21 protein-coding genes are annotated in these 23,752 nt (G+C 55.8%); 7 read left to right on the top strand and 14 right to left on the bottom strand.

Features of this window, described 5'->3' with window-relative positions:
- Nucleotides 1–216: 216 nt before the first annotated feature.
- Nucleotides 217–1,053: a hypothetical protein gene (locus AC6T8Q_RS18150; protein ID WP_500680427.1), complete on the top strand. Its 837-nt coding sequence runs from the start codon at nt 217–219 to the stop codon at nt 1,051–1,053.
- A gap of 42 nt (nt 1,054–1,095) precedes the next feature.
- Here the strand turns inward: AC6T8Q_RS18150 and AC6T8Q_RS18145 are convergent, their stop codons facing one another.
- From AC6T8Q_RS18145 to AC6T8Q_RS18130, 4 genes are all read right to left on the bottom strand, one after another.
- Nucleotides 1,096–1,545: a MarR family winged helix-turn-helix transcriptional regulator gene (locus tag AC6T8Q_RS18145; protein WP_500680426.1), complete on the bottom strand. Its 450-nt coding sequence runs from the start codon at nt 1,543–1,545 to the stop codon at nt 1,096–1,098.
- A 238-nt stretch (nt 1,546–1,783) separates the two neighbouring features.
- The gene (locus tag AC6T8Q_RS18140) at nt 1,784–2,710 is read right to left on the bottom strand and encodes a DNA integrity scanning protein DisA nucleotide-binding domain protein (protein ID WP_500680425.1); all 927 of its coding nucleotides are present in this window, start codon (nt 2,708–2,710) and stop codon (nt 1,784–1,786) included.
- 143 nt (nt 2,711–2,853) lie between these two features.
- Nucleotides 2,854–4,605, bottom strand: coding sequence for a hypothetical protein (locus tag AC6T8Q_RS18135; protein WP_500680424.1), 1,752 nt, complete (start codon nt 4,603–4,605; stop codon nt 2,854–2,856).
- A gap of 411 nt (nt 4,606–5,016) precedes the next feature.
- Nucleotides 5,017–5,691, bottom strand: coding sequence for a HEAT repeat domain-containing protein (locus AC6T8Q_RS18130; RefSeq protein ID WP_500680423.1), 675 nt, complete (start codon nt 5,689–5,691; stop codon nt 5,017–5,019).
- A 165-nt stretch (nt 5,692–5,856) separates the two neighbouring features.
- Here AC6T8Q_RS18130 and AC6T8Q_RS18125 point away from each other — a divergent pair, with 165 nt between their 5' ends.
- Nucleotides 5,857–8,370, top strand: a complete 2,514-nt coding sequence (locus tag AC6T8Q_RS18125) for a hypothetical protein (protein ID WP_500680422.1) — start codon at nt 5,857–5,859, stop codon at nt 8,368–8,370.
- Nucleotides 8,367–9,293 (top strand): ABC transporter ATP-binding protein, encoded by a 927-nt coding sequence (locus tag AC6T8Q_RS18120; RefSeq protein ID WP_496921425.1) that lies wholly within the window; start codon nt 8,367–8,369, stop codon nt 9,291–9,293. The genes AC6T8Q_RS18125 and AC6T8Q_RS18120 overlap by 4 nt, the downstream gene beginning before the upstream one ends.
- A 21-nt stretch (nt 9,294–9,314) precedes the next feature.
- On the opposite strand, the gene AC6T8Q_RS18115 is transcribed toward AC6T8Q_RS18120, so the two are convergent.
- The 5 genes from AC6T8Q_RS18115 to trpB form a co-directional block, all read right to left on the bottom strand.
- Nucleotides 9,315–9,710 (bottom strand): helix-turn-helix domain-containing protein, encoded by a 396-nt coding sequence (locus AC6T8Q_RS18115; RefSeq protein WP_500680421.1) that lies wholly within the window; start codon nt 9,708–9,710, stop codon nt 9,315–9,317.
- A 3-nt stretch (nt 9,711–9,713) separates the two neighbouring features.
- Nucleotides 9,714–10,016, bottom strand: a complete 303-nt coding sequence (locus tag AC6T8Q_RS18110) for a type II toxin-antitoxin system HigB family toxin (RefSeq protein ID WP_500680420.1) — start codon at nt 10,014–10,016, stop codon at nt 9,714–9,716.
- Nucleotides 10,017–10,093: 77 nt separating this feature from the next.
- Nucleotides 10,094–10,630 (bottom strand): hypothetical protein, encoded by a 537-nt coding sequence (locus AC6T8Q_RS18105; protein ID WP_500680419.1) that lies wholly within the window; start codon nt 10,628–10,630, stop codon nt 10,094–10,096.
- Between the two features lie 193 nt (nt 10,631–10,823).
- Nucleotides 10,824–11,627: a tryptophan synthase subunit alpha gene (gene trpA, locus AC6T8Q_RS18100; RefSeq protein ID WP_500680418.1), complete on the bottom strand. Its 804-nt coding sequence runs from the start codon at nt 11,625–11,627 to the stop codon at nt 10,824–10,826.
- 79 nt (nt 11,628–11,706) lie between these two features.
- Nucleotides 11,707–12,927 carry a tryptophan synthase subunit beta gene (gene trpB / locus AC6T8Q_RS18095; RefSeq protein ID WP_500680417.1) on the bottom strand — a complete coding sequence of 407 codons (1,221 nt, stop codon included), beginning with the start codon at nt 12,925–12,927 and terminating at the stop codon, nt 11,707–11,709.
- Between the two features lie 144 nt (nt 12,928–13,071).
- Between trpB and mutM the strand changes: the two genes are divergently transcribed.
- Nucleotides 13,072–13,905: a bifunctional DNA-formamidopyrimidine glycosylase/DNA-(apurinic or apyrimidinic site) lyase gene (gene mutM / locus AC6T8Q_RS18090; protein ID WP_500680416.1), complete on the top strand. Its 834-nt coding sequence runs from the start codon at nt 13,072–13,074 to the stop codon at nt 13,903–13,905.
- A gap of 35 nt (nt 13,906–13,940) precedes the next feature.
- Here the strand turns inward: mutM and AC6T8Q_RS18085 are convergent, their stop codons facing one another.
- Nucleotides 13,941–14,453, bottom strand: coding sequence for a hypothetical protein (locus AC6T8Q_RS18085; protein ID WP_500680415.1), 513 nt, complete (start codon nt 14,451–14,453; stop codon nt 13,941–13,943).
- A 458-nt stretch (nt 14,454–14,911) separates the two neighbouring features.
- On the opposite strand from AC6T8Q_RS18085, the gene AC6T8Q_RS18080 reads away from it, so the two are divergent.
- Entirely contained in the window at nt 14,912–15,742 is an 831-nt protein-coding gene (locus tag AC6T8Q_RS18080; RefSeq protein WP_500680414.1) for a hypothetical protein, read from the top strand.
- Between the two features lie 79 nt (nt 15,743–15,821).
- Here the strand turns inward: AC6T8Q_RS18080 and AC6T8Q_RS18075 are convergent, their stop codons facing one another.
- Nucleotides 15,822–16,817: a serine/threonine protein kinase gene (locus AC6T8Q_RS18075; protein WP_500680413.1), complete on the bottom strand. Its 996-nt coding sequence runs from the start codon at nt 16,815–16,817 to the stop codon at nt 15,822–15,824.
- Nucleotides 16,818–16,969: 152 nt separating this feature from the next.
- The gene (locus AC6T8Q_RS18070; protein WP_500680412.1) at nt 16,970–17,887 is read right to left on the bottom strand and encodes an HD-GYP domain-containing protein; all 918 of its coding nucleotides are present in this window, start codon (nt 17,885–17,887) and stop codon (nt 16,970–16,972) included.
- 355 nt (nt 17,888–18,242) lie between these two features.
- Here AC6T8Q_RS18070 and AC6T8Q_RS18065 point away from each other — a divergent pair, with 355 nt between their 5' ends.
- Nucleotides 18,243–19,298 carry a DUF3500 domain-containing protein gene (locus tag AC6T8Q_RS18065; protein WP_500680411.1) on the top strand — a complete coding sequence of 352 codons (1,056 nt, stop codon included), beginning with the start codon at nt 18,243–18,245 and terminating at the stop codon, nt 19,296–19,298.
- 103 nt (nt 19,299–19,401) lie between these two features.
- Nucleotides 19,402–20,661 carry a serine hydrolase domain-containing protein gene (locus AC6T8Q_RS18060; RefSeq protein WP_500680410.1) on the top strand — a complete coding sequence of 420 codons (1,260 nt, stop codon included), beginning with the start codon at nt 19,402–19,404 and terminating at the stop codon, nt 20,659–20,661.
- On the opposite strand, the gene AC6T8Q_RS18055 is transcribed toward AC6T8Q_RS18060, so the two are convergent.
- A complete protein-coding gene (locus AC6T8Q_RS18055) occupies nt 20,624–23,254 on the bottom strand; it encodes a [protein-PII] uridylyltransferase family protein (RefSeq protein WP_500680409.1) in 2,631 nt (876 codons plus the stop codon). The genes AC6T8Q_RS18060 and AC6T8Q_RS18055 overlap by 38 nt on opposite strands.
- A gap of 81 nt (nt 23,255–23,335) precedes the next feature.
- Entirely contained in the window at nt 23,336–23,674 is a 339-nt protein-coding gene (locus AC6T8Q_RS18050; protein ID WP_496921438.1) for a P-II family nitrogen regulator, read from the bottom strand.
- Between the last annotated feature and the right edge of the window lie 78 nt (nt 23,675–23,752).

The following is a 23,752-nucleotide window of genomic DNA, read 5'->3' as shown; positions in this document are numbered from 1 at the left end:
GGCGGCACCTGGGGAAGCCCCCCGGTGTGCCGTTGGCGGGACCAACGGATCACCGGGGGCTAAATGCAGATGGAGTGGCGCGGGGGTGTGAATTTCGGCCTGAAAATAGGGGTGAGAGATTTTTTGAATATTTTCTGTCCGTTTCAGCGGCGACTTTCGCTTTTATAGGTGAGTCGCCAATCAGTCTTTCTCATCCTCACACAGGAGACCCAAGCCATGCGAAACAGCCTCCCTATGCTCGCCCCCGTCGTTGGTCGTTTCATTTCTACGAGTAGCCTAGCCGCCGTGGCCACTTTGTGCCTCGCCAGCAGCTTGCTGGGGGTGAAGGCTCATGCCGTTGAATACCAATACTCACCTGCGCCGGAATGGATCGACCGTGATCCGCACGCGTCGTTTGCCCTGTCGCCTCCCGAAGCTCCCCACTTTTACTCGTCGACGTATCAAGAAGGCGTATTGCGAGGAATGGCCGCGCTAACCCGGGCTGAGGGCGATTTCAATCTGCTCGATGCACAAGCGAATATCCTGTGGGAACAAGTTTACGCCATGCGAATTCGCAATTTTCTGTACAAAGGCCAAGCGCACTACGAGTGGAAAGAAATGATGTCGGAATCGCGTCATCGGGCCCGTATCAACGATATCCTGCGGACTGAGGAACTGCACCGTGCTAAGCAATTGGTGGATACTCGCCGCGAACTCGAAAAGGCTTTGGAATATCCCTTGAGCGAGTTTGACGTCGACTTCCGAACCGGCACAGTTTACTGGCCAGCACTCGTGGCAGGACCTCGCTATGCAAGATACCGCGTGGAACTCAACGACTTGATGGCCGAGCTGATGCGGAACGGTTCGTTCACGTCGCCTTCGAGTCGCGAACGGCTAACCGAGCTGTGCCACAATTTCCGTCGCCAACTGCAAGCCGATCTGAATGCCGACTTGGGTCGGGATCTATCGGTGGTGCAAGCTCAGTACGACGCCGTGCAGCGATTGATCAAAGGATTACGATACACCCCCGTCGTGATGGCGCAAGCCTCGATGAATACCCTTTCGATGAATTAAGGATTGTCCACTCCAAGACGGTATGAAGAGCTGGGCGCGAGGTCACGTCGGGACGACGTGGTCTCGCGCCTTTTTGTGATCGGCCGATTGGTCGGCGCTCGGCGAAGCGGATTCGTAGACTTGGGATTGTATGAAGTTGCCTCGGACTTTGTAGAGTAATGTTTTGAGAGTTGCGATTTCCTCGTGGGTCATCCCTTCGATGGCCTGCATGCGGACGCGTGCAGCGCATTCGCCGATTTGCTCCCAGGCTTTCTCAGCGGCGGGCAGTGGGTGGATCATATTCTTGCGACGATCTTCGGCGCAGACTTTTCGCTCCAGCAGACCACTCGCCTCCATACGGTCGAGCGTGCCGACCAAACTGGGAGGTTCGATCATCATGCGGCTAGCGAGTTCGGCTTGTGAGAGAGGCCCGGCGAGAGCCAGCCAGCCCAAGATATCCATTTGCCGATGGGTGATGTTGTGTGGAGCGAGCTGATCTCGCAATTCCGACATAAAAGAGTGGTAAGTAGTGCACAGCCAGTGTCCTACCGTTTCTTCGTGTTCATACTTCAGCACGTCACTAAACTCCGATTGGTGGTATTTGTTAGCGCTTTAATAATTATGGCTTGCGGGTCGGGAATACGCTAGGGAAGTTGAGCGAACTTCGAGGGATTTAAGAAGAATAGAGCAAGCCGGTGGACTGGTGCGCTTGGGATCAGTGAAATCCACTGGCTGCTTTCCGATCATAGCTTCAATCGCCCGAGCCGGGGGGATCGTACTCAAAATCTTTCCACTTCATGGCCCGGCGGAAGGGTTCGATGCGGAGCATGACCTCGCCGTTTTGGAAGAGCCGCACCGTGCCGTTGGACTCGCTGACGGTGATGGCGACCGCGCCGGTGGCGCGGCTGATTGCAGCGGCTGCCCAGTGGCGGGCTCCCAAGCCCTTGCTTAAGGTGATCTCGGCGGCGGGGGCCGAGATGTACTGGCAGGCCGACACGATTGTGCCGTCGGATGAGACAACGAACGCACCGTCGAGTTGGGCGATCTCTTTCACGGACTCGCGAACCTTGGAATCCTCCAAGCGTCGCTCTTCGACGCTGTAGCCGCGCACAGGGTCAAATCCCAACGGATGGCAATGCTTGAGCACTTTGCGATGATCGCCCACAACGAACAGCGTGCCGACGGGCTTGCCCTCGCGGCCTTCACGGCCAATATCAACGGCCAGGTCGACGGTGGTCTTAAGTGTGTCGAGCGGCACGCGCGTTTCGAGCTGGCGGAGGTCATGGACCGTTAGCCGGCCAAGGTGCTCGTCGAGATTGATGACGCTCACCGAATCGATCGTGTCGACCTCGAAGCCGCTGTAGAGGGCCACGACACAGGCCCCGGGGGTGAGCAGGTCGTCGGCCACGCTTTCCAGAAGCGCCTGGGTCAAGCGCTCATAGACGGGGCTATCGGGGATGTTGAGCAGGACGGTGTCGAAATCGAAGTCCTCGGCACCGACCAGGTGTTCCTTGTGATCGCTCGCCAAGAGCACTTGTTGATCGCCCATGATCTCACGCAGCTTTTGCCAGTCGAGGGTGGATTCGAGCAAGAAGAGCAAGGCATCGGCCTCTTCGTGCTTGGCTAGGTGGATGGCAATTTCGCAAAATGCCTGGAGTTGCTCGGAAATTTTCGACAACGGTGCCATCCACAATTAGCAAGGTGTTTCGCGGGTAACACCTTGCCCCAACCAAGTGTGCGAGAGAGAACGCCGGCCAACAACGGCGAGACTCTGCAATTTAGAGCAAAAACAGCGGATCTTCAATGGAAGAAACGGGGTGCTCAACGGATGCCTCGTGAGCCGGTAATGGTTGTGTCGCGGATCGCCATCGGCATATCGCCGGGGGCATCGTATTTGGAGAACATCAGGCGATCGTAGACCACCAGGGCGTGGATTGCATGGCCCAGAGGCCCGGCTTCCCAGTCGCGATAACGGTTCTGATACATCAGATTTGTCAAGAAATAGACGGCTTTGGTCGTGCGTGGGTTGTTGAGTTCTCGGTCCGTGGCCGAGTAGAGCAACCATTCGAGCATGTGGCCCGTGGTCTTGAGCTTGCGATCAATATCAGGTTCGTCCTCACGGCCTTGGAACCAGTTGGTGCTGAAGCTGCCATCTGGATTCTGGGTGCGGAACGTATACTGCTGATGTTGAGCGACAAATCGCTTGGCTTGGGCGTATTCGCCGTTGACCGCTTCACCACGGGCTTCGCGGGTTTTGTAAGCCAAGGTCAGGCCCGACAGGCGATGCGTACCACCGCAGGCGGCGCCACGAATGGGCTGTTTAATTTCCTCGGTGACGAGCTTACGCATGTTCCATTGCATGCCCTGGTCGTTCATCCACTGCGTTTCGCTATCGAGATAGTGCATCAAGCCGATGAGCTTGAAGGTGAGCTCGGTCCGTGGATAGCAGGTTTCCATCTCGGCCTTGATGAGGTCCTTGATCTTGAACTCGTGACCATCGACGAGCATTGGGTACTCGCTGCTGACTTTCGCTTGGGCGAGAATCGCGAGCAATTGGCCGCGATGACCTTGCAGCGCGGGACCGACTTTGACGTTGAGTTCGCCTTCGTCGTCGACGTGCATCAGCTTCATGCGGCGGCATGATTGATTGAAGCAAAGCCAACCCACGGCGGAAATCGGTTTGCCTTGTGGTCCGCCTTGCAGCATGCGGCTGTGGACTTCGTAGGAGAGCGCGCAGTGCATGACTTCCCAGGGGCTGCGGTCGCGGGTGTTCATTGGCCGCTCGTAGTAGTAACGTAGAACGCGACGGACATGCTCACGGAGCGCTTTTTGATTGCGGGTGAGCGGCGGCAGTTCTTCTTGAACGGTTTCTAGTGTGCTGTCGTCGGATTCCGCCTCTGGGGCTGGATAGTTGTTGAGCGGCGTGGCGTTGAGCTCTTCCTCGGTTTCATCGCCTACCGGCATGCGATCCTGGTTGAGCACTTCACCAATGCGGCGGCTGGGAGTCGTACGCTGCGGCTGGCGGGTAATCATGGGGCGGCGACCCACTTCAGGCACCGTCGCGCGATTTCGCGCTTCGCTCTCAGCCGGTTGATCTTCGATCACGGTCGGCGCGGTAAGTTGTGGCCCGCGAGAGTCGCTTGGCTCATTGAGCGGTGTTGGCGTGATATCGGCCGATGGAATTGCACGGGGTCGAGCCGTTGTGGAACGTGGCGAAATCCATTTGCTGAACGGCGAAGAGGACGTTTTGCCGGCAGAAGATGTTTGTGTGGGTGTCGTCTGCGGCCGGTCGGCGATTTGCACGGGCCGAGATTCTACGGGCGTCGGAGTGACGTCTTTGGCACTCTGTTGCCCCGCGCGAGCGTCTTTGAGAAAACCTTTGACGGTCGATTGCCACATAAGATTTTGCTGTGGCACATGCGAATCGAGCGTGGACGACGTATCGAACGGATCGCTCTCGATGGAAAAGTCTTGGGCAAGCAGCAACTGCGCATTGGCAGCCACAACCGCACCCAACAGAATCAGGCGCAAACTCTGGCGAATCCGCGCGTACTCTGGCAACCGACGTTGCATCGAGTCACTCCCCCCTGAACTACGAACCGACTGCCACGGATGTGGCACTCCCGACTTAACTGTGGTGCAAGACCTCGATAAGTGGGCAGGACTTCCTCCGCTTGAAGTCGCGCTCACTCATTCGGTGCTCGGCACCCAAACAACGAACAGCGCGAAACTGTCCGCAGGAGTTGGTATCGGGTGAGGGGCGGTGAGAATTGACACCAAAAAAAGTGTTAATGTCCGCGGGTTTTACGGAAACGGAAGGTAGGAGCTTTACGAAAGTAAAGCAAACGTGAAGAGTCTGCTAGCTGCTGGCGTCCGGGGGAAGCGGAGCCGAAATTGTCGACGCTGTCAAGCACTGCTGGGCGAGCCAGCAGTGGCACCGGTAAGCAAGTCAGTAGTGGCACACATGTTCGGAAAGCAGAATGCTTAGAATGGCGAATACTGGCGGACTTTGTCGGCAAGCGAAGCTTTGGGCTGAATGACGGCGTCGCCTTGCTCGGTGAATTGTTGCCAGGCTTTCACGTCGTTGCCCAGGTCTTGGCCGCTCAAGCTTTTGAGGGCTTCGACGCCGGCGTATTGCAGCGCGGGATCGCGGTCTTTGACGGCGACGGACAACGCATCGATGGCTTCGGGGGTGTTGATCTGCCCCAGAGCATCGGTTGCCGCGAGGCGGAGGTCCAAATTATCAGATGCTTGCAAAACTTCGCGGAGCGCGGCAATCGACTCCGGCTCGGCACGCTCGCCCAGCTTGCGGCAGCAGGTCATCTGGACCTCGGGGTTGTCGTCCTTAAGGCCAGCGATGAGAACGTCGCGAGCGAGTGGGACCTGATATTCGGCAATGGATTCCTGAATCGCGCGGCGGACCAAGGGATCGCGTTCCGTGCGAATCTGGGCGACCATTTCATCGACCGAGCGTTGCTGCTCCGTCGAGTCGGCATCCCGGGCCCGGGCAGCACCTTCGCGAATGGCGGCGATGCGCATGGCGGGGGTAATGATCGAAGTACGTTCGTTTTCCTGCCACGGCAGGCTGGTGCAGCCCGCCGAAGCAAGGAGGATTGTAAGGCAGATGAAGCGCGAAAATGCGGAAACCATGAGCGACATAGACGCTGGTGAGCACGGACATGATTAGCAAGGAGGGGTGAAATAACAAAAAAAACCGGGCCTCGCCATGCCAAAGTCGCTGTTGCTAGCGGGCTGTGTCGGCGCGGGGCCTGGAGTAGAATGACAGCACGATATCCGGCTTGCGGTGAGAGGCATTTCTCGACCATGCAGATTCTATCCCCACGACTTCGAAAAGCGGTTTGGCCGTTGAGTTGGCGTTTGGGACTCTTGGCATGGTTCTACTTGCTAGCAATAGGGCCGATGGCGATTGCCCAGGACGCTCCCGAGCAGGAAACCACGGAGGAAGCTGCCGCCGACGGAGGCGATGCCAAAGAGGACGACGAAGACGAGGAAGAACGCCGCAAGCCGCCGCTGGAGATCGGGCAGTTGCGGCCGCAGTTTGGCGAAGTCGTCGTTGATCCTGGTGTGCAAGAAGGGCCCACCCTCGCACTCAAGCCTGGGCATTGGACCGCGACGGTTCAAACGATGCAGGCGAACTACAACGACTTTGTCGGTCGGTTCTCCGCCGAGATTTTGGACGAAAACCAGCGGCCGGTGGCGCTTGAGCACTCGCGGTTTGGGTTACGAGTGACTCGGGGGGTGACGCTTGTGAATGGCAAAGAGCGCGACATCCAAGGGGAGTTGTTTCTGCCGCAGAGGACCGAAGGGACACGGTTGCTGGCGGAATTGGTGGATAGCGATACGGGAGCCGGAGTTTTTCTCTTTCAGCCAAAGATCGAACGGGTCCCCGCCTATCAATACAACATCGTCGTTTTGGCCAAGGAGCCCGCGAAGTATGCGTTTCTCAAGGTGACGAACACCGTGCGAGCTCCGTGGGAAGAAGAGTTCGCCGAAGGCTCGCAGGCATACTATCAAGTGTCGTTATTAAAAGCTGGAGCGACGATTCCTTTGCCGGAGAATCCGCTCACGTGGACAAGCGTGGCGTTTATCGTGTGGGACGAAGTCGATCCCACGCGGCTTTCAGTGGCGCAACAGGACGCGCTATTGGATTGGCTGCATTGGGGGGGACGGCTGATTGTCAATGGGCCTGATTCGCTGGCCTCGCTGCATGGTAGTTTTCTTGATGAGTATTTGCCAGCGGATGACGGCGGTCCCCGACAGATTAAAACAGTGGACCTGGAACCGTTGTCGACGCATTGGGGAGCGAGGGAAAGCGGTGGTGCGATTGCGGCGCTCTCACCACGTCAATCGTTCTCGGGGATCGTGCTGGAGAAACGTGACGGCAGCCGGTCGCTTGCGGGCACGGACAATTTGTTTGTCACGCACGACGTTGGGCGCGGTGTGATTATGGTGTCCGCTTTTCAGTTGGCCGAGCGTGATTTCATCAATTGGTCGGGGTTCGACAGCTTTTTGAATGGTGCCTTGTTCGGGCGGCCGCGGCGGATTTTTTCGTCGGGGCCGTATGGTGCGCTGCAAGCGGATTGGGTCGATCACCATAATCGCCGGTTGGATGCACACTTCACAACGCCGCTGCGGCTGTTTGCTCGCGATGCGCAGAGTGCTGCCAATACATCGCCGCCCAAAGAAGTTGAAGTCAATCAATTCGGTGGTTCCGTGGAGATTCCCCAGATGGTGGTTGATCGCCCGGGCGGGGTAGGCTCTTGGGATGAATTTTCGCCGACGGCGGATGTCGCGCGGGAACTCTTGCTGGTAGCTGCTGGTGTGCAAGTCCCGGGGGCGGGATTCATTATTGCCTGCTTGGCGTTGTATCTGGTGGTGCTTGTCCCCGTGAATTGGTTGATCTTTCATACGATCCAGCGGGTGGAATGGGCGTGGATTGCTGTGCCCATTGTGGCGATGCTCGGAACTTGGGCCGTGGTGAAACAAGCTCAGCTGGACATCGGATTTGTTCGCGCGCAGACCGAAGTCGGTGTGCTGGAACTGTTCGGTTCACACGACCGCGGTGTGTTATCACGATTCACGGCGATGTATTCGTCGCTGGCCACGACTTACGAGATCGAATTTCCTGACCAGGAAGCAGCGCTGGTGTTGCCGTTTCCAGCCAATAAAAAAGATCCGACAGCCTGGGAAGCTTCGGTTGTGTTCGACGAAAGCAGTTCGCCGCGGCTGGAAGGGTTGACCGTGGCATCGTCGGCAACTCGGTTGGTTCATGCCGAGCAGATTCAAGCACTTGATGGGCCGTTGCGATTGGGAAAGTCATCGCGGGGGTTGGCCCAAGTGGAGAATCGTTCGCAATTTAACATTCGCGATGCTGTTGTGATCCGCCGGTCGTTCGATCGGAATGGCAAGCCGCGTTACGAAGGTTGCTGGTTAGGTGAAATCAAAGCGGGACGCTCGGCCGTATTGGGGATGCGGACCTTGATTTGGGATCCCAAGGGTTTGCCGTTTGCTAACGAACGTGTGACCGCGGCGGCGGGACGATTGATTCCAAGCATGAATGTTGATGCACTTGTGAAGCTGGCCTGCCAGTTTGAAGATAAGCACGATAGGCCGGCCACTCAAAGAATGGAAACGCGGTTGGTGGGGGTGATCGACGAAGGGCTACCGGGAATGGAAGTGGCTCCTGAAGCCTCACAACGCAAAGGAGCGACGGTCGTGATTGCCCATTTGGAATACGGCCCCTTGGCAGCGTCGAGGCCTGACGTGAATAGCCCTGCCGATGTTGTTACGCAAACCGAGAACGATGAGTCGCAATGATCGAGATTACCAATTTTGGCAAGCACTATGGCGACTTTGTGGCCGTGGCGAATTTGAATTTAAAAATCCCTGCGGGCGAGATGTTTGGGTTCATTGGACCAAACGGCGCGGGGAAGAGCACGACGATTCGCTTTTTGGCGACGTTGTTGCAGGCCACCCACGGTGAGGGGACGGTCAACGGACATAGCGTGACGCGCGATCCAATTGCCGTCAGGCGGAGCATTGGTTACATGCCCGACAATTTCGGCGTGTACGATGGCATGAAGGTGTGGGAGTTTTTGGATTTCTTTGCCGTGGCGTATCAAGTTCCCGCCGCACGGAGGAAGGAAGTGCTTTCCGATGTGTTGGAACTGTTGGATCTGACGCACAAACGAGATGATTACGTCAATGGCTTGTCGCGCGGTATGAAGCAGCGATTGTGCCTTGCGAAAACGTTGGTGCATGATCCTCCCGTGCTGATTCTCGACGAACCGGCGAGCGGACTTGATCCGCGTGCGCGGCTGGAAGTGAAGGCGTTGTTGAAGGAATTGCGCAAGATGGGAAAAACGATTCTCATCTCAAGTCACATTCTCACGGAGCTGGCCGATTGCTGCACGAGTATCGGCATTATTGAGCGAGGGCAACTGTTGCTGCACGGGCCGATTGATAAGGTCTACCGCCAGATCAACAAGAATCGGCACATCGAAGTGCGCTTCACGGGGAGTCCCGAAGCGGGGATTGGCTTGATTCAGAGCGATCCTAACGTGAAGCGGGTCGACGTGAACGCGCGGACGTGCGTGTTCGAGATGGTGGGCCAAGACGCCGACGTGCAGCGCTTGATGCGACAGTTGGTGGCCGCGGATTGCGGGCTGATTTCCTTCGCCGAGCGCGAACCGACGCTCGAGGACGTGTTTATGATGGTGACGAAGGGATTGGTGACTTGAGTGGATGTAATTGCCGGTTTTTCATCGTTCCAAAAACAGTGATGGTTCGACATGGAAGTACTTAGCTAAGCGGCGGACATTTTCCACGCTAATATTTCGTTTACCTTTGAGGACTTCGCTGATCGTCGAGCGGGGAATGCCGGTCTCGCGTACGATATCCGCCTGAGTGGCGCCCCGCGCATCCATTAAATGTTGGAGCATACGTTGCGGAGACACTTTAGGAGTGGGATAAATCGTTTCTTCGTAATCGTTGACAAGCTTGGCAAGCAGATCAAGAAGTTTGCCTTCCGCCGCAGTTAAGCGAGTTTTGTTCATCAACGATTCGACGATTGTCAGCGCGCGTTGATGCGTTTTGTTGTCGTGAATAATTTCAGGTTGAGCCTGTCGCAATAGCTCGGGATAGCTTGTTGTATTCATGAGTTATTGTTTCCAATTTCCACGATCATACTCGGTATGAGTGAGCAAGTGCTTGATAAATAATGTTCCGCCGCGAGGTGGCGAGCGTAAGGCATATCTGACACCTACAATCAACCGCTTGGCTTCGGGAGCATCGAAAACTAAATACTTGCCGACTTGATCCGCAGAGGGGTAAGTCTGCCTCACATCGGCTAAGTTGAGCCATTGCTCGCTTTTGGCGTTAGACCACCATTCTTCAAGCCATTTTCGACAACGAGGATTTGATCGCTGGGCATCAAGAATCGCTCGTCGACTAATGACATTCATACGAGCAATTATAGCATGTTCGCAAAATGCGAACATAGATATTTTTGTTTTCTTGTGTCCTGCGAAAAACGCCCAACTTACCCCAGCAGAATCGGCTTGTCGCCTTCGCGTTGTTCCCATTCGCGGCGGACTTCGCCTAGGCCGTAGACACAGAGCTCGAAGCAATCACTCAAGCGTTCGAGTACGTCGGGCGGGGCGGAGCTTTCGTCGGTGGGAAGTCGGCTGGCCAAGAGATAGTTGCGTTTGCCTTGATCGCGATAGTTGATCAGGCTGTCCTTGGTTTGCTTGCGGCGGTTCTCGGCGGTCTCGGGATAAATTCCCAACCAGAACAGTGTGAAGTCGCCAATGTGGCGATGCACGCGGCGGCGGGCTGGGCCTTGGCGGCATTGGGCTTCTTCGAGCATGTCGGCCACCGCGACCAAACGCTGGCCTGTGGGTGTTCGCATACCGTAGATCGCATCGGTGCGAACGAAGTGCGTCAGCAGGGCGGTCAGATAGTCAACGAGAGGGGGATCGGCCACGCCGAGTTGCGTGGTGAACGTGTACTCGGTAATCCCGGCAAAAAAGCGGTGCAGCATTTCGCTGCGGCCAGGGCGGGGGGAACCGGCAGTCATAGGCGACCTCCATCGGTGGGGGAAGGGGTCGGTTGCGTCGCACGCCTGTCGGTTTGTACCAGCGGTACATGAAGCCGACCGATGAACCGTAACCCTTTTAATTTTAACTTGCTGATTTTGACAAGGTCAAATTTTTTAGAGGGTTGATTTCAGTCGGGGGCGTATCGGAGACGGGACGGCTCGGCTCGCTGGATTAGGAATCGAGTGCCGACAATAAGCTCTCGAGATAGTTGCCGACTTCTTTGATAGTGGCGTCGCGGCCTTTGCTATCGGCCTCGGCCACGCGGCGCACGATGGCGGAACCCACGATCAAGCCGTCGGCCACGGGGGCTAAGAGTCGCACGTGCTCGGGTTGACTGATACCGAAACCAATGCAAACGGGGAGCGGAGTTTGTGAGCGGAGCCAGGTCACGCGTTCGAGTAAATCAGGCGGAAGTTGAGTCCGTTCGCCGGTGATGCCGGCCACGGAGACGTAATAAATAAAGCCGCTCGAAGTTTCAGCAATGCGCAAAGCACGTTCTTTCGGAGTCAGTGGCGTGACCAACTGAATGAGGCTCAGGTCGCGGTCGGCGCAGATCCTGGCGAGAGCCGGCGATTCATCGACTGGCAGATCGGGGACAATCATGCCCGCAATGCCGCGCTCGACGAGATCGTCGGCGTATTTTTCTGCTCCGTGGCGATAGATAATCGCATAGCTGACCATTGTCACGAGTGGCGTGGACACTTGGGGGGACACTTTGCCGAGCATCTCAAGAATGCCCGCCAGTTTGACTTTCTTCTGAAGCGCGCGAGTGTACGACGCTTGGATCACGGGTCCATCGGCGATGGGGTCGCTGTAGGGGATGCCGACCTCGCACATCGATGCGCCGCGCTTGGCGAGCTCTTGAATCACTTGGGCGGTGAAGTCGAGATCGGGATCGCCCGCCGTGATGAAGGGCATCAAGGCCTTACGGTTGGTTTTGCGAAGCTCGGCGAAGAGTTTGTCGATTGCGGACATAGTGTTTTACTTATTTAGCCGCGGGATTTATCCCGTGCTACGAGTAATACCCGCCACTTGTGGCGGGGCTAAATAGAAATTAACCGAATTTGACGCCCTTGAGCCGTGCGAGTTCGGAGGCGTCTTTATCTCCGCGGCCGGAAAGGCAGACGACGATGCGTTCTTTCTTATCGCGTTCGGCGGCGAGTCGCATCGCTTCGGCGATGGCGTGCGACGATTCGAGCGCGGGGAGGATGCCTTCCAAACTCGCCAGGGCATCGAACGCCGCCATCGCGGCTTCATCGGTGCAGCTGGTGTACTTCACTCGGCCGGAATCTTTCCAGTAGCTGTGCTCGGGACCGACACCGGGATAATCAAGTCCCGCCGACATGGAATGCACATCGCACGTTTGGCCGTCTTCGTCTTGCATCACGTAGCTGAAACTGCCGTGCAAAACGCCAGGGCTGCCGTAGGTCAGTGGCGAGGCATGATCTCCGGGTTTGTTGCTGCGACCCCCGGCTTCGACGCCGACCATTTCGACGTCTTTCAAATTCACAAACGGGTAGAACATGCCCGCGGCGTTGCTGCCCCCGCCGACACATGCGACCACGACGTTGGGCAGGTCGACAAATTGGGCACGGGACTGCTCGATCGCCTCGCGGCCGATGACGGATTGGAAGTCGCGAACGATTTGCGGAAAAGGATGCGGACCGACGACCGAGCCGAGGATGTAATGCGTGGTTTCGACGCTTGCCATCCAGTCGCGCATCGCTTCGTTGATGGCATCGCGCAAGGTGCGAGAACCGCTACTCACGGGTCGCACTTCTGCACCGAGGAGCTTCATGCTGAAAACATTGGGAGACTGGCGGCGGATGTCTTCCTCGCCCATGTAGACGACGCAATCGAGACCGAAATGGGCACAGGCGGTTGCCGTGGCCACGCCATGTTGGCCGGCACCTGTTTCAGCGATTACTCGCTTTTTGCCCATGCGCAAAGTAAGGAGTGCTTGGCCCAGAGTGTTGTTGATTTTGTGCGCGCCGGTGTGATTGAGGTCTTCGCGCTTGAGCCATATTTCGGCTCCGCCACATTTTTCGGTGAGGCGCTTGGCGAAATAGAGCGGTGAGGGACGGCCCACGTAGTTTTTTAACAGGTCATCGAGTTCGGCCTGGAACGTTGGGTCTGTTTTTGCGTTTTCGTAGTCTTTGGTGAGCTGATCGAGAGCGAACACCAAAGTTTCGGGCACGTAGCGTCCGCCGAACGCGCCATAGCGACCAGCGGCATCGGGGACGTTCACGGTAGCTGGGGTGGTAGATGTTGCCATGTCGCAGTCCTGGGTAAACAGTCGATTCTCGATAGCCCGTTGATGAGGGTCAAGGGCAAGGAATCTGAAATATGAGATGTCGATTGATGATTTCAGCGAAATATGAGATTTGCCTTTTCCCATTTCAGATTTACCATTGCTTGCATGCCTGAATTGCCTGAAGTGGAAACGATGCGGCGTGGGATTTTAGCCGCGGTGGGGAGTCAAATCGCCGCCGTGGAGAAAGTACGCTGCCAGCGGTTGCCGATCACGATCCAGCCCGCGCCGGCTTTGTTTCGACGCCGTGTGGTGGGGTCGACGATTTCCACGATCGGCCGCGTGGGGAAGCGGGTGGTAATCTGGTTGGATGAAGAGCAAGCGATTGTCATTGAGCCACGCATGACGGGTTTGGTGCTGGTCGACGAGGCCCCGACCAAGGAACATTTGCGTTGGCGACTGGAATTACGGGGCGGTCCACTCGCGGAGATCTTTTATTGGGACCGCCGGGGGCTGGGAAGTGTTCGCTTGTTTCCGGCAAAAGAATTTGCAACGCAATTCGGACCGGAAAAGTTAGGGCCGGATGCGCTGGAAATTTCTGGGGACTTGTATCGAGCACGGCTTGCCCATTCGCAGCGTGAAGTTAAGGTCGCTTTGCTCGATCAACGAGTGGTGGCGGGGATTGGCAATTTGTACGCTGCCGAGATCTTGCATCAGGCAGCCATTCACCCATGCAGGCGCTGCAGCGAAATCACGAAACGCGAGTGGCAGCGGATTGCGGAAGCCACGCATGCGGTGCTGAACTTGGCGATTCAGTACGAAGGCTCAACGCTCAGCGATGGTACTTACCGCAACGCGCTCAACAAGCAGGGTGGCTATCAGAATGCCCACCGCGTGTATGACCGTGTGGGAAAGGCTTGTCCCCGTTGCCGGCGAGGGACAATCGAGCGAATCGTGCAAGCGCAGCGGTCGACGTTTTTTTGTGGGAGGTGTCAGAAGTGAGCAACACTCAACGGCAGCGGGACGCTTCCGGCTAACTATTGTTTGAGTTGTGCTAATCGTGTTTGTGCGTCAACGCTGCCCAGTTTCGCTGCGCGGCGGTAGAAGACCTTGGCGACTTCTGGTTGGCCTGTGGCATCGGCATCGCGGGCACGGCGTAAATAGACGTTCCCGTCGGCGCGCTCAATTGGTTGGTCGAGTGCTGCGACAGGACGCCCCAACACGTCGAAGGCTGCGCCGCGTCGACGGGCGGCTTCTGCGAGAAGGGCGCGATCAAGTTCGTCGTTGTCGATTACCGTCGCGCCGATTTGCAGGCCGACGGATTCGCGCATGATGCCGTAGGATGGGCCGACTCTATCGAACGGCGTGGGCACGATGCCGCCATAGGTGACTCCGCCAAGTGGAATCGTGCCGTGGGTGGGGACGACGACTGTGGTTGAGACACCGAAGTAGTGGAACGTGGGAAGCTGGACGGTTTGCTGTTGGATCACTTGGGCATGGGCGGCAAGTGGGAAAAGCACAACAACGGCCAAGGGTAACCAGCGTGGCATGATGTTCTGATAATTCGAGTCAACCATCGCGGCATCGGAACGATACCTGCTAACATGTTGAATTGTAGGAATAAACAAACGGGCGGTCGAGAAAGTTCTCGCCGCCCATGAATATTCGAAGTTGATTCTTAGTTTACCAGTTGAAACCGGTTGCTAGCGACAGGCCCACGGCTTTGGCATCGCCTAAAACAGCCGTGCCGCTAGGGTTTCGTTACCAGTGGGGGTTGGTGATCTTAAACGTTATAAAAAGACAAGTAATCCGTTCCGTTGAACTCGGTTGGAAATAGGGTGTAAATTCAGTGCTATTCAGGACTTGGAGCCCTAACGGACCCATCCACAAGAGAGATGTGGTTGAAAAAGTACAGTATTTCATTTGGGTAAATGCTTGAATCGGTGCCGTGATGTGGTAAATTGCCGCAGTGTTAAATGCGAAAATTGACCACCTAGAGTTAAAAAAAATGATCCGACTTGCTGTATCGTTTGTCGCTACGTTCCTAGTTCTAGCAATTAATTTACATACTTATGCTCTTTCTTTCACGACGCTCAACGATTCCGTGGAAATCAACTTTGACGACTACCAAGGGACAGGATTTCAACCAGGTGGAGGAGGCGGAACACTTGACTCGGAAGTTGTTTCAGCACAACTCTATGTGAACGACGCCGATTTTAATCCGGTGTTTGCAGACTTGGTTTCCTATGGTGATACCAAAGGTCCAGGTGAGTTTGGGCGCGGAATTTCAACAACTTTGCCCAGCGAATTTGGTCTTTTTTCTTTAGACCTTGGCGGCGGTGATTATGCTCTTGCGGGAAAGTCGTTTCAGGGACAGCCGGACGAATCTTTTAGTGCCTATATCGAAGTAAGAATCCTCAATGATACTGGGGTGAGTCTTTCACAGTTTCATTTGGAGTACGATTTGCTTTACTGGAATTCCGCTGATTCATCGCTTTATGCTGATGGTCATATTGGATCAAACGATGAGGGATTTTCGGACGTTGGCGTTCTTCTCTACGAGACTCTTGAAGTCGCTGACGATAATCCTACATGGATGGTCGAGCATTTTAGTGCAATCATCAACTTGCCCTATTTCGGATTCGACTTAGTTGAACCCGTCGAACCGGGTGAATATTTTGTAGTGGGATTGTCCGTAGGGCCGTTCACTAATAGTGGACTTTATGACAGTGTGGGATGGAACAACATCCGCATAACTATCCTGCCAGAGCCAGGAACAATTTTTTCTTGCGTATTTGGACTTGCAGTTGCGTTGTCATGCCGCCGTTATAAGTTGTGATCCCCAGGCAATTTGGTTTTGAAATCCCGGGAAAAATCTAACGGGCTCGCCTTAAAGGCTATTGTATTGCTCCCATGCTCTAGTGCTTGGTCAACGACTGCAAAGCTCGGCTGCGGAAGTCGCGTAGGGCTTCGATCAATTCCTGCATGCTTTGGTATCGCAGAGTCGGCTCTTTTTCCAGGGCACGCATGGTGATGGCGGAAAGTAGTTTGGGGACTTGCCGTTTGGGATTGCGCTCGTGGGCGGGAACCGTGCTTTCTTTGAGAATCATCTCGAAGGTTTCGTTAATGTTCTCGCCGCGGTGGGGTTCTTTGAGCGTGAGGATTTCATACAACACGGCCCCGATGCCATAGACGTCGGTGCGGGCGTCGATGTTGTCGCCGCCGCCGCGAATTTGCTCGGGGGACATGTAGAGCGGCGTACCGGGGCGCTGGCCGGGATCGGTAAGAATCTCGTGCTCGACTTCCTCCTTGAGCTCCGAGTCGTCGTTGGCCCAGACCTTGGCGACTCCCCAGTCGAGGAGGACAACCTGGCCGTACGATCCGATCAAAATGTTTTCGGGCTTCACGTCGCGATGGACCACGCCATGGACATGGGCATAGGACAGAGCGTTGGCCACCTGAATGATAGTTCCCAACATGCGTTCGAGATTGTAGGTGGCGAGTGCATCAGGATCGCCCAGACTTTGCTTATCGAGGATCTCGCGCAGGGTTTCGCCTTCGACCTTTTTCATGGTGAAGTAGAGCCGACCTTCGACGTCGTGGCCGAGTTCGTAAACGGGAACAGTGGCAGGATGTTGGAGTTGAGCGGTGACGCGGGCTTCGCGGAGAAAGCGGGCTTTCATGTATTCGCTTTGTGCGAGATGCGGGTGCAAGGTCTTCATGACCACCGTGCGACCCAGATTGCTATCGCGGCAGGTCTGCAAAACAGCCGATCCCCCTTTGGCAAGCGGCTTGAAATCGGTATAGCGCAGAAAGCTATTCGAGTAGTACTGCGACAGCTCGCGGTCAGTATCTTTGGCGTCGATGTGCGGATAATTGTCGTCCGCTGTGAATTCGTGGTGGTCTTCGGACATGACGGGCCTGCGATTAAGGGGTCGAACTCTCGCCTTGGCTAAAGTGTAGCGCGAGAAGGCCGACATGACGAGGGCGCAAAGCAGATCGCTGCGCGATTCGCACGGATCAAGCATGCCAGTTTTGCGAAAAATTACTGGACAGGAAGAGGAGCTTAGCTTTGTTGCATGGCCGAGACCCAGCAACGCACCATTTCAGGCTCGAAGTGCGTGTTGGCTTGGCGTTGCAAGTATTCCAAGCCTTCGCTGAGTTTGAGGGGCGTGCGATAGGGGCGGGCGCTGGTGATCGCGTCGAACACGTCGACAACCGCGAGAAGCCGGGCCCAAGGGTGAATTTCATTGCCCACCATGCCGACGGGATAGCCCGTGCCGTTGAGCCATTCGTGATGTGAGTAAACCATCATGAGCTGGCCGTCATTTAAATCGTCACGTTCGCAAAGATCTTCGTAGCCGCGTTGGGGATGGCTTTTTATAAGCTCCCATTCTTTGTCGGAGAGATCGCCCTTTTTGCAGAGTAACGAGGCGGGAATAAATCGCTTGCCGATATCGTGCAGCAGCGCGCCGGCGGTGATTTGCTCTTTGATCGCGGGGTCCGTAAATCCAAGCTTGTCGGCGAGTAGGTTGGCGAAACCTGCCACGTTGGTCACGTGTGTGAACGTATAAAAATCGTGCTGCACCATCGCGAACAATTTACGCGGGACGATGGTGTTACCTTCCAGGAGTTTGACGATCTGTTTGGCCATTCCTTGAGCCAGGCTTACCGCGCGATCGCATTTGATTATGTTGAAGGCAGCGTTCATTTCCACGGCGGCGGCCGATTGCAGGAATGAGAAACGCTCTTCGGATGTGATCGATTCGTCTTCGATGGCGTCATGGAGCGACTCGGCAAGTGCATTGCCAAAGGCAATGAAATCCGCCGAGGATACATACAAAGCACGGTGACCACGATTTCTCAAGTCGACGATATCGTCGTCTGTGATGGGTATCGAGGAACTGCGATATAGCACGGGCGTGCTCTGGTCGTCGAGTTGGCAATAGAGATTTACCGCGACGGATCGTTGAATACGAAACAACGACAGGGGAATGCAAGTAAACTCTCCATGGCCCATTCTATGAGTATTTGACGGAGATCGAGATAATGTCGAAGCAGGGGGCATGATGAGTCCAGTGGGGCAATAAAACTATGGTCAATTTTAGATCAGTTTTTCGCTCCTGGATTATTACAATGTGGCAATTGCTAAGCCTGACGATTGTAACGGTCGACCCGGCGAAACGGCTTTTTTGCTGGAGCTAAGCGTGCATGGGGCTTGCATGATGTGATGAATTGCGGAATTACATCACAAATTGCGAAGTTGTCGCCACCCTGGTCTAATCAAGGTTCAAGCGAATAATGAGCGCATCTTTTCCATAGACAGAGGGAGGTTGGTGATGGATCCTTGGGGACCTTGTTGTGAGCCGAGCGCCGATGGCGGAATGAATCGTCGTAAATTTCTAGGGCAGACGGGGGCAACGCTCTTAGCTACGGGGGTGGCTGTTGCCCAATCGCCGCTGTTGCTGCGCGCGGCCGAGCAAACCGTTGCGCCACCGAAATCGGCTGAATCGTTGGTGAAGCTGCTCTACGAGGCACTCACTCCTGGCCAGCGTCAGAAGGTTTGCTTTGCGTGGGATCACACTGATTCCGAGCGAGGGCTTTTGCGGACTCGTGTCGCCAACAATTGGGACATTACCGATTACTACGTGAATGATGAGTTCTTCACGGGGGATCAACGCGCGCTGATTCGTGGGATCTTCGAGAATCTTTACAGCCCCGAATGGGTAGCGAAGATCGATCGCCAGCTTGATGACGACTCAGGCGGGTTTGGAGAGCAAAACAGCATCGCCATCTTTGGTGAACCGGGAAGCGACAAGTTTGAGTTTGTGTTGACCGGTCGCCACATGACAGTGCGCTGCGACGGCAATACGACCGAGCACGTAGCGTTTGGCGGGCCGATTTTCTATGGCCATGCTGCAGAATCGTTTGATGAAGAAGCAGACCATCCCAACAACGTCTTCTGGCCGCAGGCCGTTGAGGCGAATAAGCTGTATCAAGCGTTAAGTGGCAAGCAGCAGCAACTGGCGTTGGTGAAGCGAGCCTTACCGCGCGAAGAAAAAGCAGGTTTTCAGGGAGCAAGCGGCCGGTTTCAAGGTATTCCGCTGACCGAACTTTCCAGCGATCAACGCGAAAGGGTGCAGGAAGTATTGCAGAAACTGGTCGAGCCGTATCGCCACAACGACCGCGACGAAGTGATCGCTTGCCTCAATGCGCAGGGGGGACTCGATAAGTGTCACCTGGCCTTCTACGAGCAGGGCGACATCGGGCGCGACAAGGTATGGGACAATTGGCGGCTCGAGGGGCCGTCGTTTGTGTGGCACTTCCGCGGTTCGCCGCACGTGCACGTGTGGGTGAACGTGGCGGATGATCCGAGCGTAAAATTGAATGCTTAGGCAATATTCTCGGCATCTGTACGAAGCCGGCTAACGCACGGAACTTTGGTCGAAATGCGGGGTTCAAGAAGGACGGTATTTGAATTCCTACCAAAGTGTTGTTATGCGCCATCGCAATCTCACACGTTGTTGCTTCATCGCGCTATGTTTATGCACGCCATCGCTTGAGGCTTACGATTTCACGGAGCTGACGGCACTTGCCGAGGGAGCACTCGTAGGTCAGAACGTCGGCCAAGCGGTGCCCGGGTTTGAGATCCGGCTACTGCAGAATGGTGAATTGCTTTATCACCAAGCGTTTGGTGCTTGGTCGATTGATCGCCCTGCCAATGTGGATAGCACTTCGAAGACGATCAGCGGGGCGCTGATGATGTCGCTCGCCGAAACCGGTGAGATGGGTTTTTCGTTGGATAGCCGGCTAAGCGACTTTCTGCCTGAATACAATAAGCCGGGTTATAGTGAGATCAGGATTCAGCACGCGTTTTCACATTCGTCGGGGTTGCCAGGCGAAGATGTGTCGTCGCCTATTCTACTCAGTTCCTTGATCACGCTGCGACAAGCGGCGCTGTTGATCAGTGACCAGCCGCTTGAGAATGGACCACCGGGATCGACATTTGCGTATGGCGGATTGTCGATGCAGGCGGCCGGGGCGGCGGCAGAAGTGGCTACCGGAGAGCGCTACATCGATCTGTTTGCGGAGCGAATCACCGGTCCGCTGGGCATGACGAATACGAGTTTTGTCATCGCGAGTGACTCCAATCCGCGTGTGGCGGGTGGCGTGGAATCGACCGCCACCGACTTCGCACGGTTTACCGACATGCTGCTGAACGATGGCGTGGACCGAGTCAGCGGCACGCAAGTGTTGTCGGCGGAATCGGTGGCCGAGATGCTCACGCGGCAAACCAGCGACGATCAGGTAATCGCGAATTCACCGGCTGGGAATAATCGCTACGGCATCGGCGTGTGGCTCGATCAATTGGAACAAGCGGGACCAACCGTGGATGCGCTCGCGGCGGGGGCTCGCGGTTTTCACAGTTGGATTGATGAGGATTATGGATTGGTCTTCACGTTCGTCACGGAGCGGACCGTTTTTAGTAATGTGGAAGAACTTTCGTCAATGATGCACCTTGCCATTTTGCAAGAGGTGGGCATGCCGGGGGATTTTGATTTCGACGGTGTGGTGACGGGGCGAGATTTTTTGGCGTGGCAGCGGAATCCGAGCCTGGGAGATTTGGCGGAGTGGCAAGATGCTTATGGTGGAAGCACGCCCGCTGAAGCGGGCTCGCCGGTGCCGGAGCCTGGCACTTGGCACTTGATAAGCTTCGTGCTTATTGGCCTTCGGCGGCGTGGTACATTTCGTGCTTGATGTGGTTGAGATAACCTTCGTCGTAGATCTTCTGGCCATTCTCGCGGGCGAGCACGTAGAACACGTCGACGACTTGATCGAGGTACGTGCCAATCTTGGCGTGGCGGATCACGAGGCCGATGTCGTGCAGCTTACGGGCGAGCGCATACAGCAAACCTGTGCGGTCGAAGGTGAAAACTTCGACAATCGTGTAGTTTTCGGAGAGATTGTTGTCGATGCGAACTTCGGTGCTTTGGGGGCTGAGTTTACGTGAGGCTTCGATTTTGTCTTGGCCCCAGACACGACGGAACTGCGGGGGCTGCTCAGAATCGATCGAAGCCACCATTTTTTGTTCGAATTCTTTGAGCCGCTGTTTCGTGGGAGCTTTGGACGACTGCGAGTCAGTTGCCGTGTAGCGGACGAGCACCAATTCGTCGGCCAGCACGTCGATATCGGCGGAAAGGATCTGTAGGCCTTCGCTGCTGAGTACACCGGCCATGCTGGAAAACACGCCGCGGCCGACGCCACGACTAATCCCACCTGAACATACGATCGTTTTGGTCGAAGCTTGATAATGGCACCAAGCGGTGGCTTCGTTCTCCCGAAGCAATTTCAGCCGCGAAAAGATTTCGACAATTTCAGGTGCGTCGAGACTCGTGAGATGGCTCGACGGGAGGGCTTCGAGTTGTTTGACGAACCATTCGTCGGCTCGTTGGGCTGGGCTGAGTTCCTTGAGCACGGCCGCGGATTTCGCCGTGAGTTTCGCGCGGAAATCGGTCGTGTCGTCGTCTTCCAGAAAACCGACGGTGCGCGAATAGACTTCGGCCAGCACGTCGCGCTTCCAGGCGGTGAGGACGTCGGGACCCACCGCCGCGAGGTCGGCGCAAGTGACAACGAATAGCATCTTGAGGCGTTCGACGGTGCCCGCTTGGCGAGCAAACCCTTCCAGTAAACGCGCGTCAGAAGTATCGCGGCGGAAGGTGAGATGCGACATCGCCAAATGCTTGTGAACCAGGAACACCAAATCCTCCGTGGAGCGTTCGTCGAGCTGAAAGAGCTTGGCTGTTACTTCGGCGATGCGTTTACCAACTTCGCTGTGATCTTCTTCATAGCCTTTGCCCAAGTCATGGAGCAGAAGGGCAAGGTGTAAAACTCGTTTGTCAGCTACTTCGCGATAGGCGTAGCCCAAGCGGTCGTCGCGGGAGGCAAAGCTCGCGGCTTCACTCACGGCGCGCAAGGAATGTTCGTCGACCGTGTATTTGTGGTACTGATTGAATTGGAGCAGGCAACGCACATGCCGCATGGCGGGGACGATCTTTTCAAGATAACCCAGCTCGTGCAGCAAACCGAGGACACCGCCGACGATGTGGGGTGTGGCGAGTATGTTGTAGAAATGGCGGCGCACTTCGTCGGTCGCTTCCTCGGGAAAGTCAGGAGCGGCCAATAGCAGGGCGGAATACGTCTGTTGATCGAGCGGTTTTTTTTCCTCGGCGGCTAGTTCCACCAGCCGCAAGATTTCGATCATATCGTGTTTGATCTTAGCTAAGCCCGCGGTCGTAACGCCAACCGTATTGATTGTGACACGAAAATCAGCACCAACGCTGCGGCTAAAGATCGGTTCGAGTACGCGTGAAACCGCGCCGCCGGCCAGGAGACTCGCTTCGCGGCGACGAACCAATTGCCAAACATGATTGGTATGGCGGAAATAGTCGCGCATGAATTGCTCGACGGGAAGCAAACCGCTGCGGTGCTGAAGGCCGAGCCATTCAGCCACGCGGAGCTGTTCGGCGCGGTCGAGCAGATCGGCGCACGAACCGGCGTGGAAGTGCATCTCGTTGCGGAGCCGCAGCAGATATTCGGTAGCGGATTGCAGGCGATGGTGATCGAACTTGGAGATCGCCCCCAGGAGATGCAAACGGTCGGGGTCCGCGGCGCCGAATTCGGCAAAGCCTAGCCAACGCAGGAGATGAATATCACGCAAACCTCCACGCGAGCGTTTAACGTGAGGTTCAAGGAGGTAGACGCTTTCGCCGTATTGATTGCGTTCTTGGGTCCGCGCTTCAAGAAAGGTGCGGCAGAGCAATTTACTATTACGGCGGACCATTTTCTCGAAGCTCGTACGAAAATCTTCGAATAGCGTTTGACTCCCTAGCAGCAATCGCGCGTCGATCAGTGACGTGCAGATCACGGCGTCGTCGCGAGCAAGTTGGATCGCTTCGTTGGGTTTGCGAATGCTGGAACCCAATTGCAAGCCGATGTCGAACACACCCTGAGTGAGAGGTCGCAGTATTTCGGCGACTTCTTCGCTCCGCAGGTTCTGATAAACAAACATGAGATCGACGTCGGAATAGGGCGAGCATTGGCGACGGCCGTGGCTGCCTAAACAAACGACGGCGAGATTCGCCCGAAATTTGTCGGCTTTGGCAGTGGGAGCAATGGCCAGCGATGCTTCAAAGAGCCGCATGAGGATCGTGTCGAGCATCGAGCCGAGCTTGGCGGAGACTTGCGCACCGGCAAGTCCGCGATCGTGGCTGGCTTGAATTTCGGCACGACGGGTCTGCAACTCGGTGCGGAGTTGTTGCAGCGTGTCGGTGATTTGCAGACTGGCGGGCATCCCGAGTTTTCGATTCCGAATGACAAAAAAACAGCCGCGGCTTTTTGGGCCGCGGCTGGGAAGCAAGCGTTGCCAATTCTATTATAGCGCACCGTTGCCGGTTTCGCCGGTGCGGATGCGAATCGTTTCGACCAGATCGGACACAAAGATCTTGCCGTCGCCGATTTGGCCCGTTTGTGAGGCTTTGATAATGGTGTCGATTACCGATTGGGATTTTTCTTCGGACACGGCAATTTCGATTTTGACCTTGGGGACAAAATCGACGGCATACTCCGTGCCGCGATAGGTTTCGGTATGTCCCTTCTGGCGGCCAAAGCCGCGGACCTCGGTGATGGTCATGCCCGCGATGCCGAGTTCGCTCAAGGCGTTCTTGACGTCTTCGAGTTTGAAGTGACGCACGATAGCTTCGATTTTCTTCATCACGTAACTCCGTGAGTTTTTAATTTAAGAGCAAGCCGGGCCCGCCCTTTAAGTTTACTGGTAAAAGTTCGCCTTGGC

The organism is Bythopirellula sp. (genome assembly GCF_041737835.1).
Taxonomy (GTDB): Bacteria; Planctomycetota; Planctomycetia; order Pirellulales; family Lacipirellulaceae; genus Bythopirellula.
Note: the sequence above shows the minus strand (reverse complement) of the source record. Positions and strands in the feature narration are given on the sequence as shown.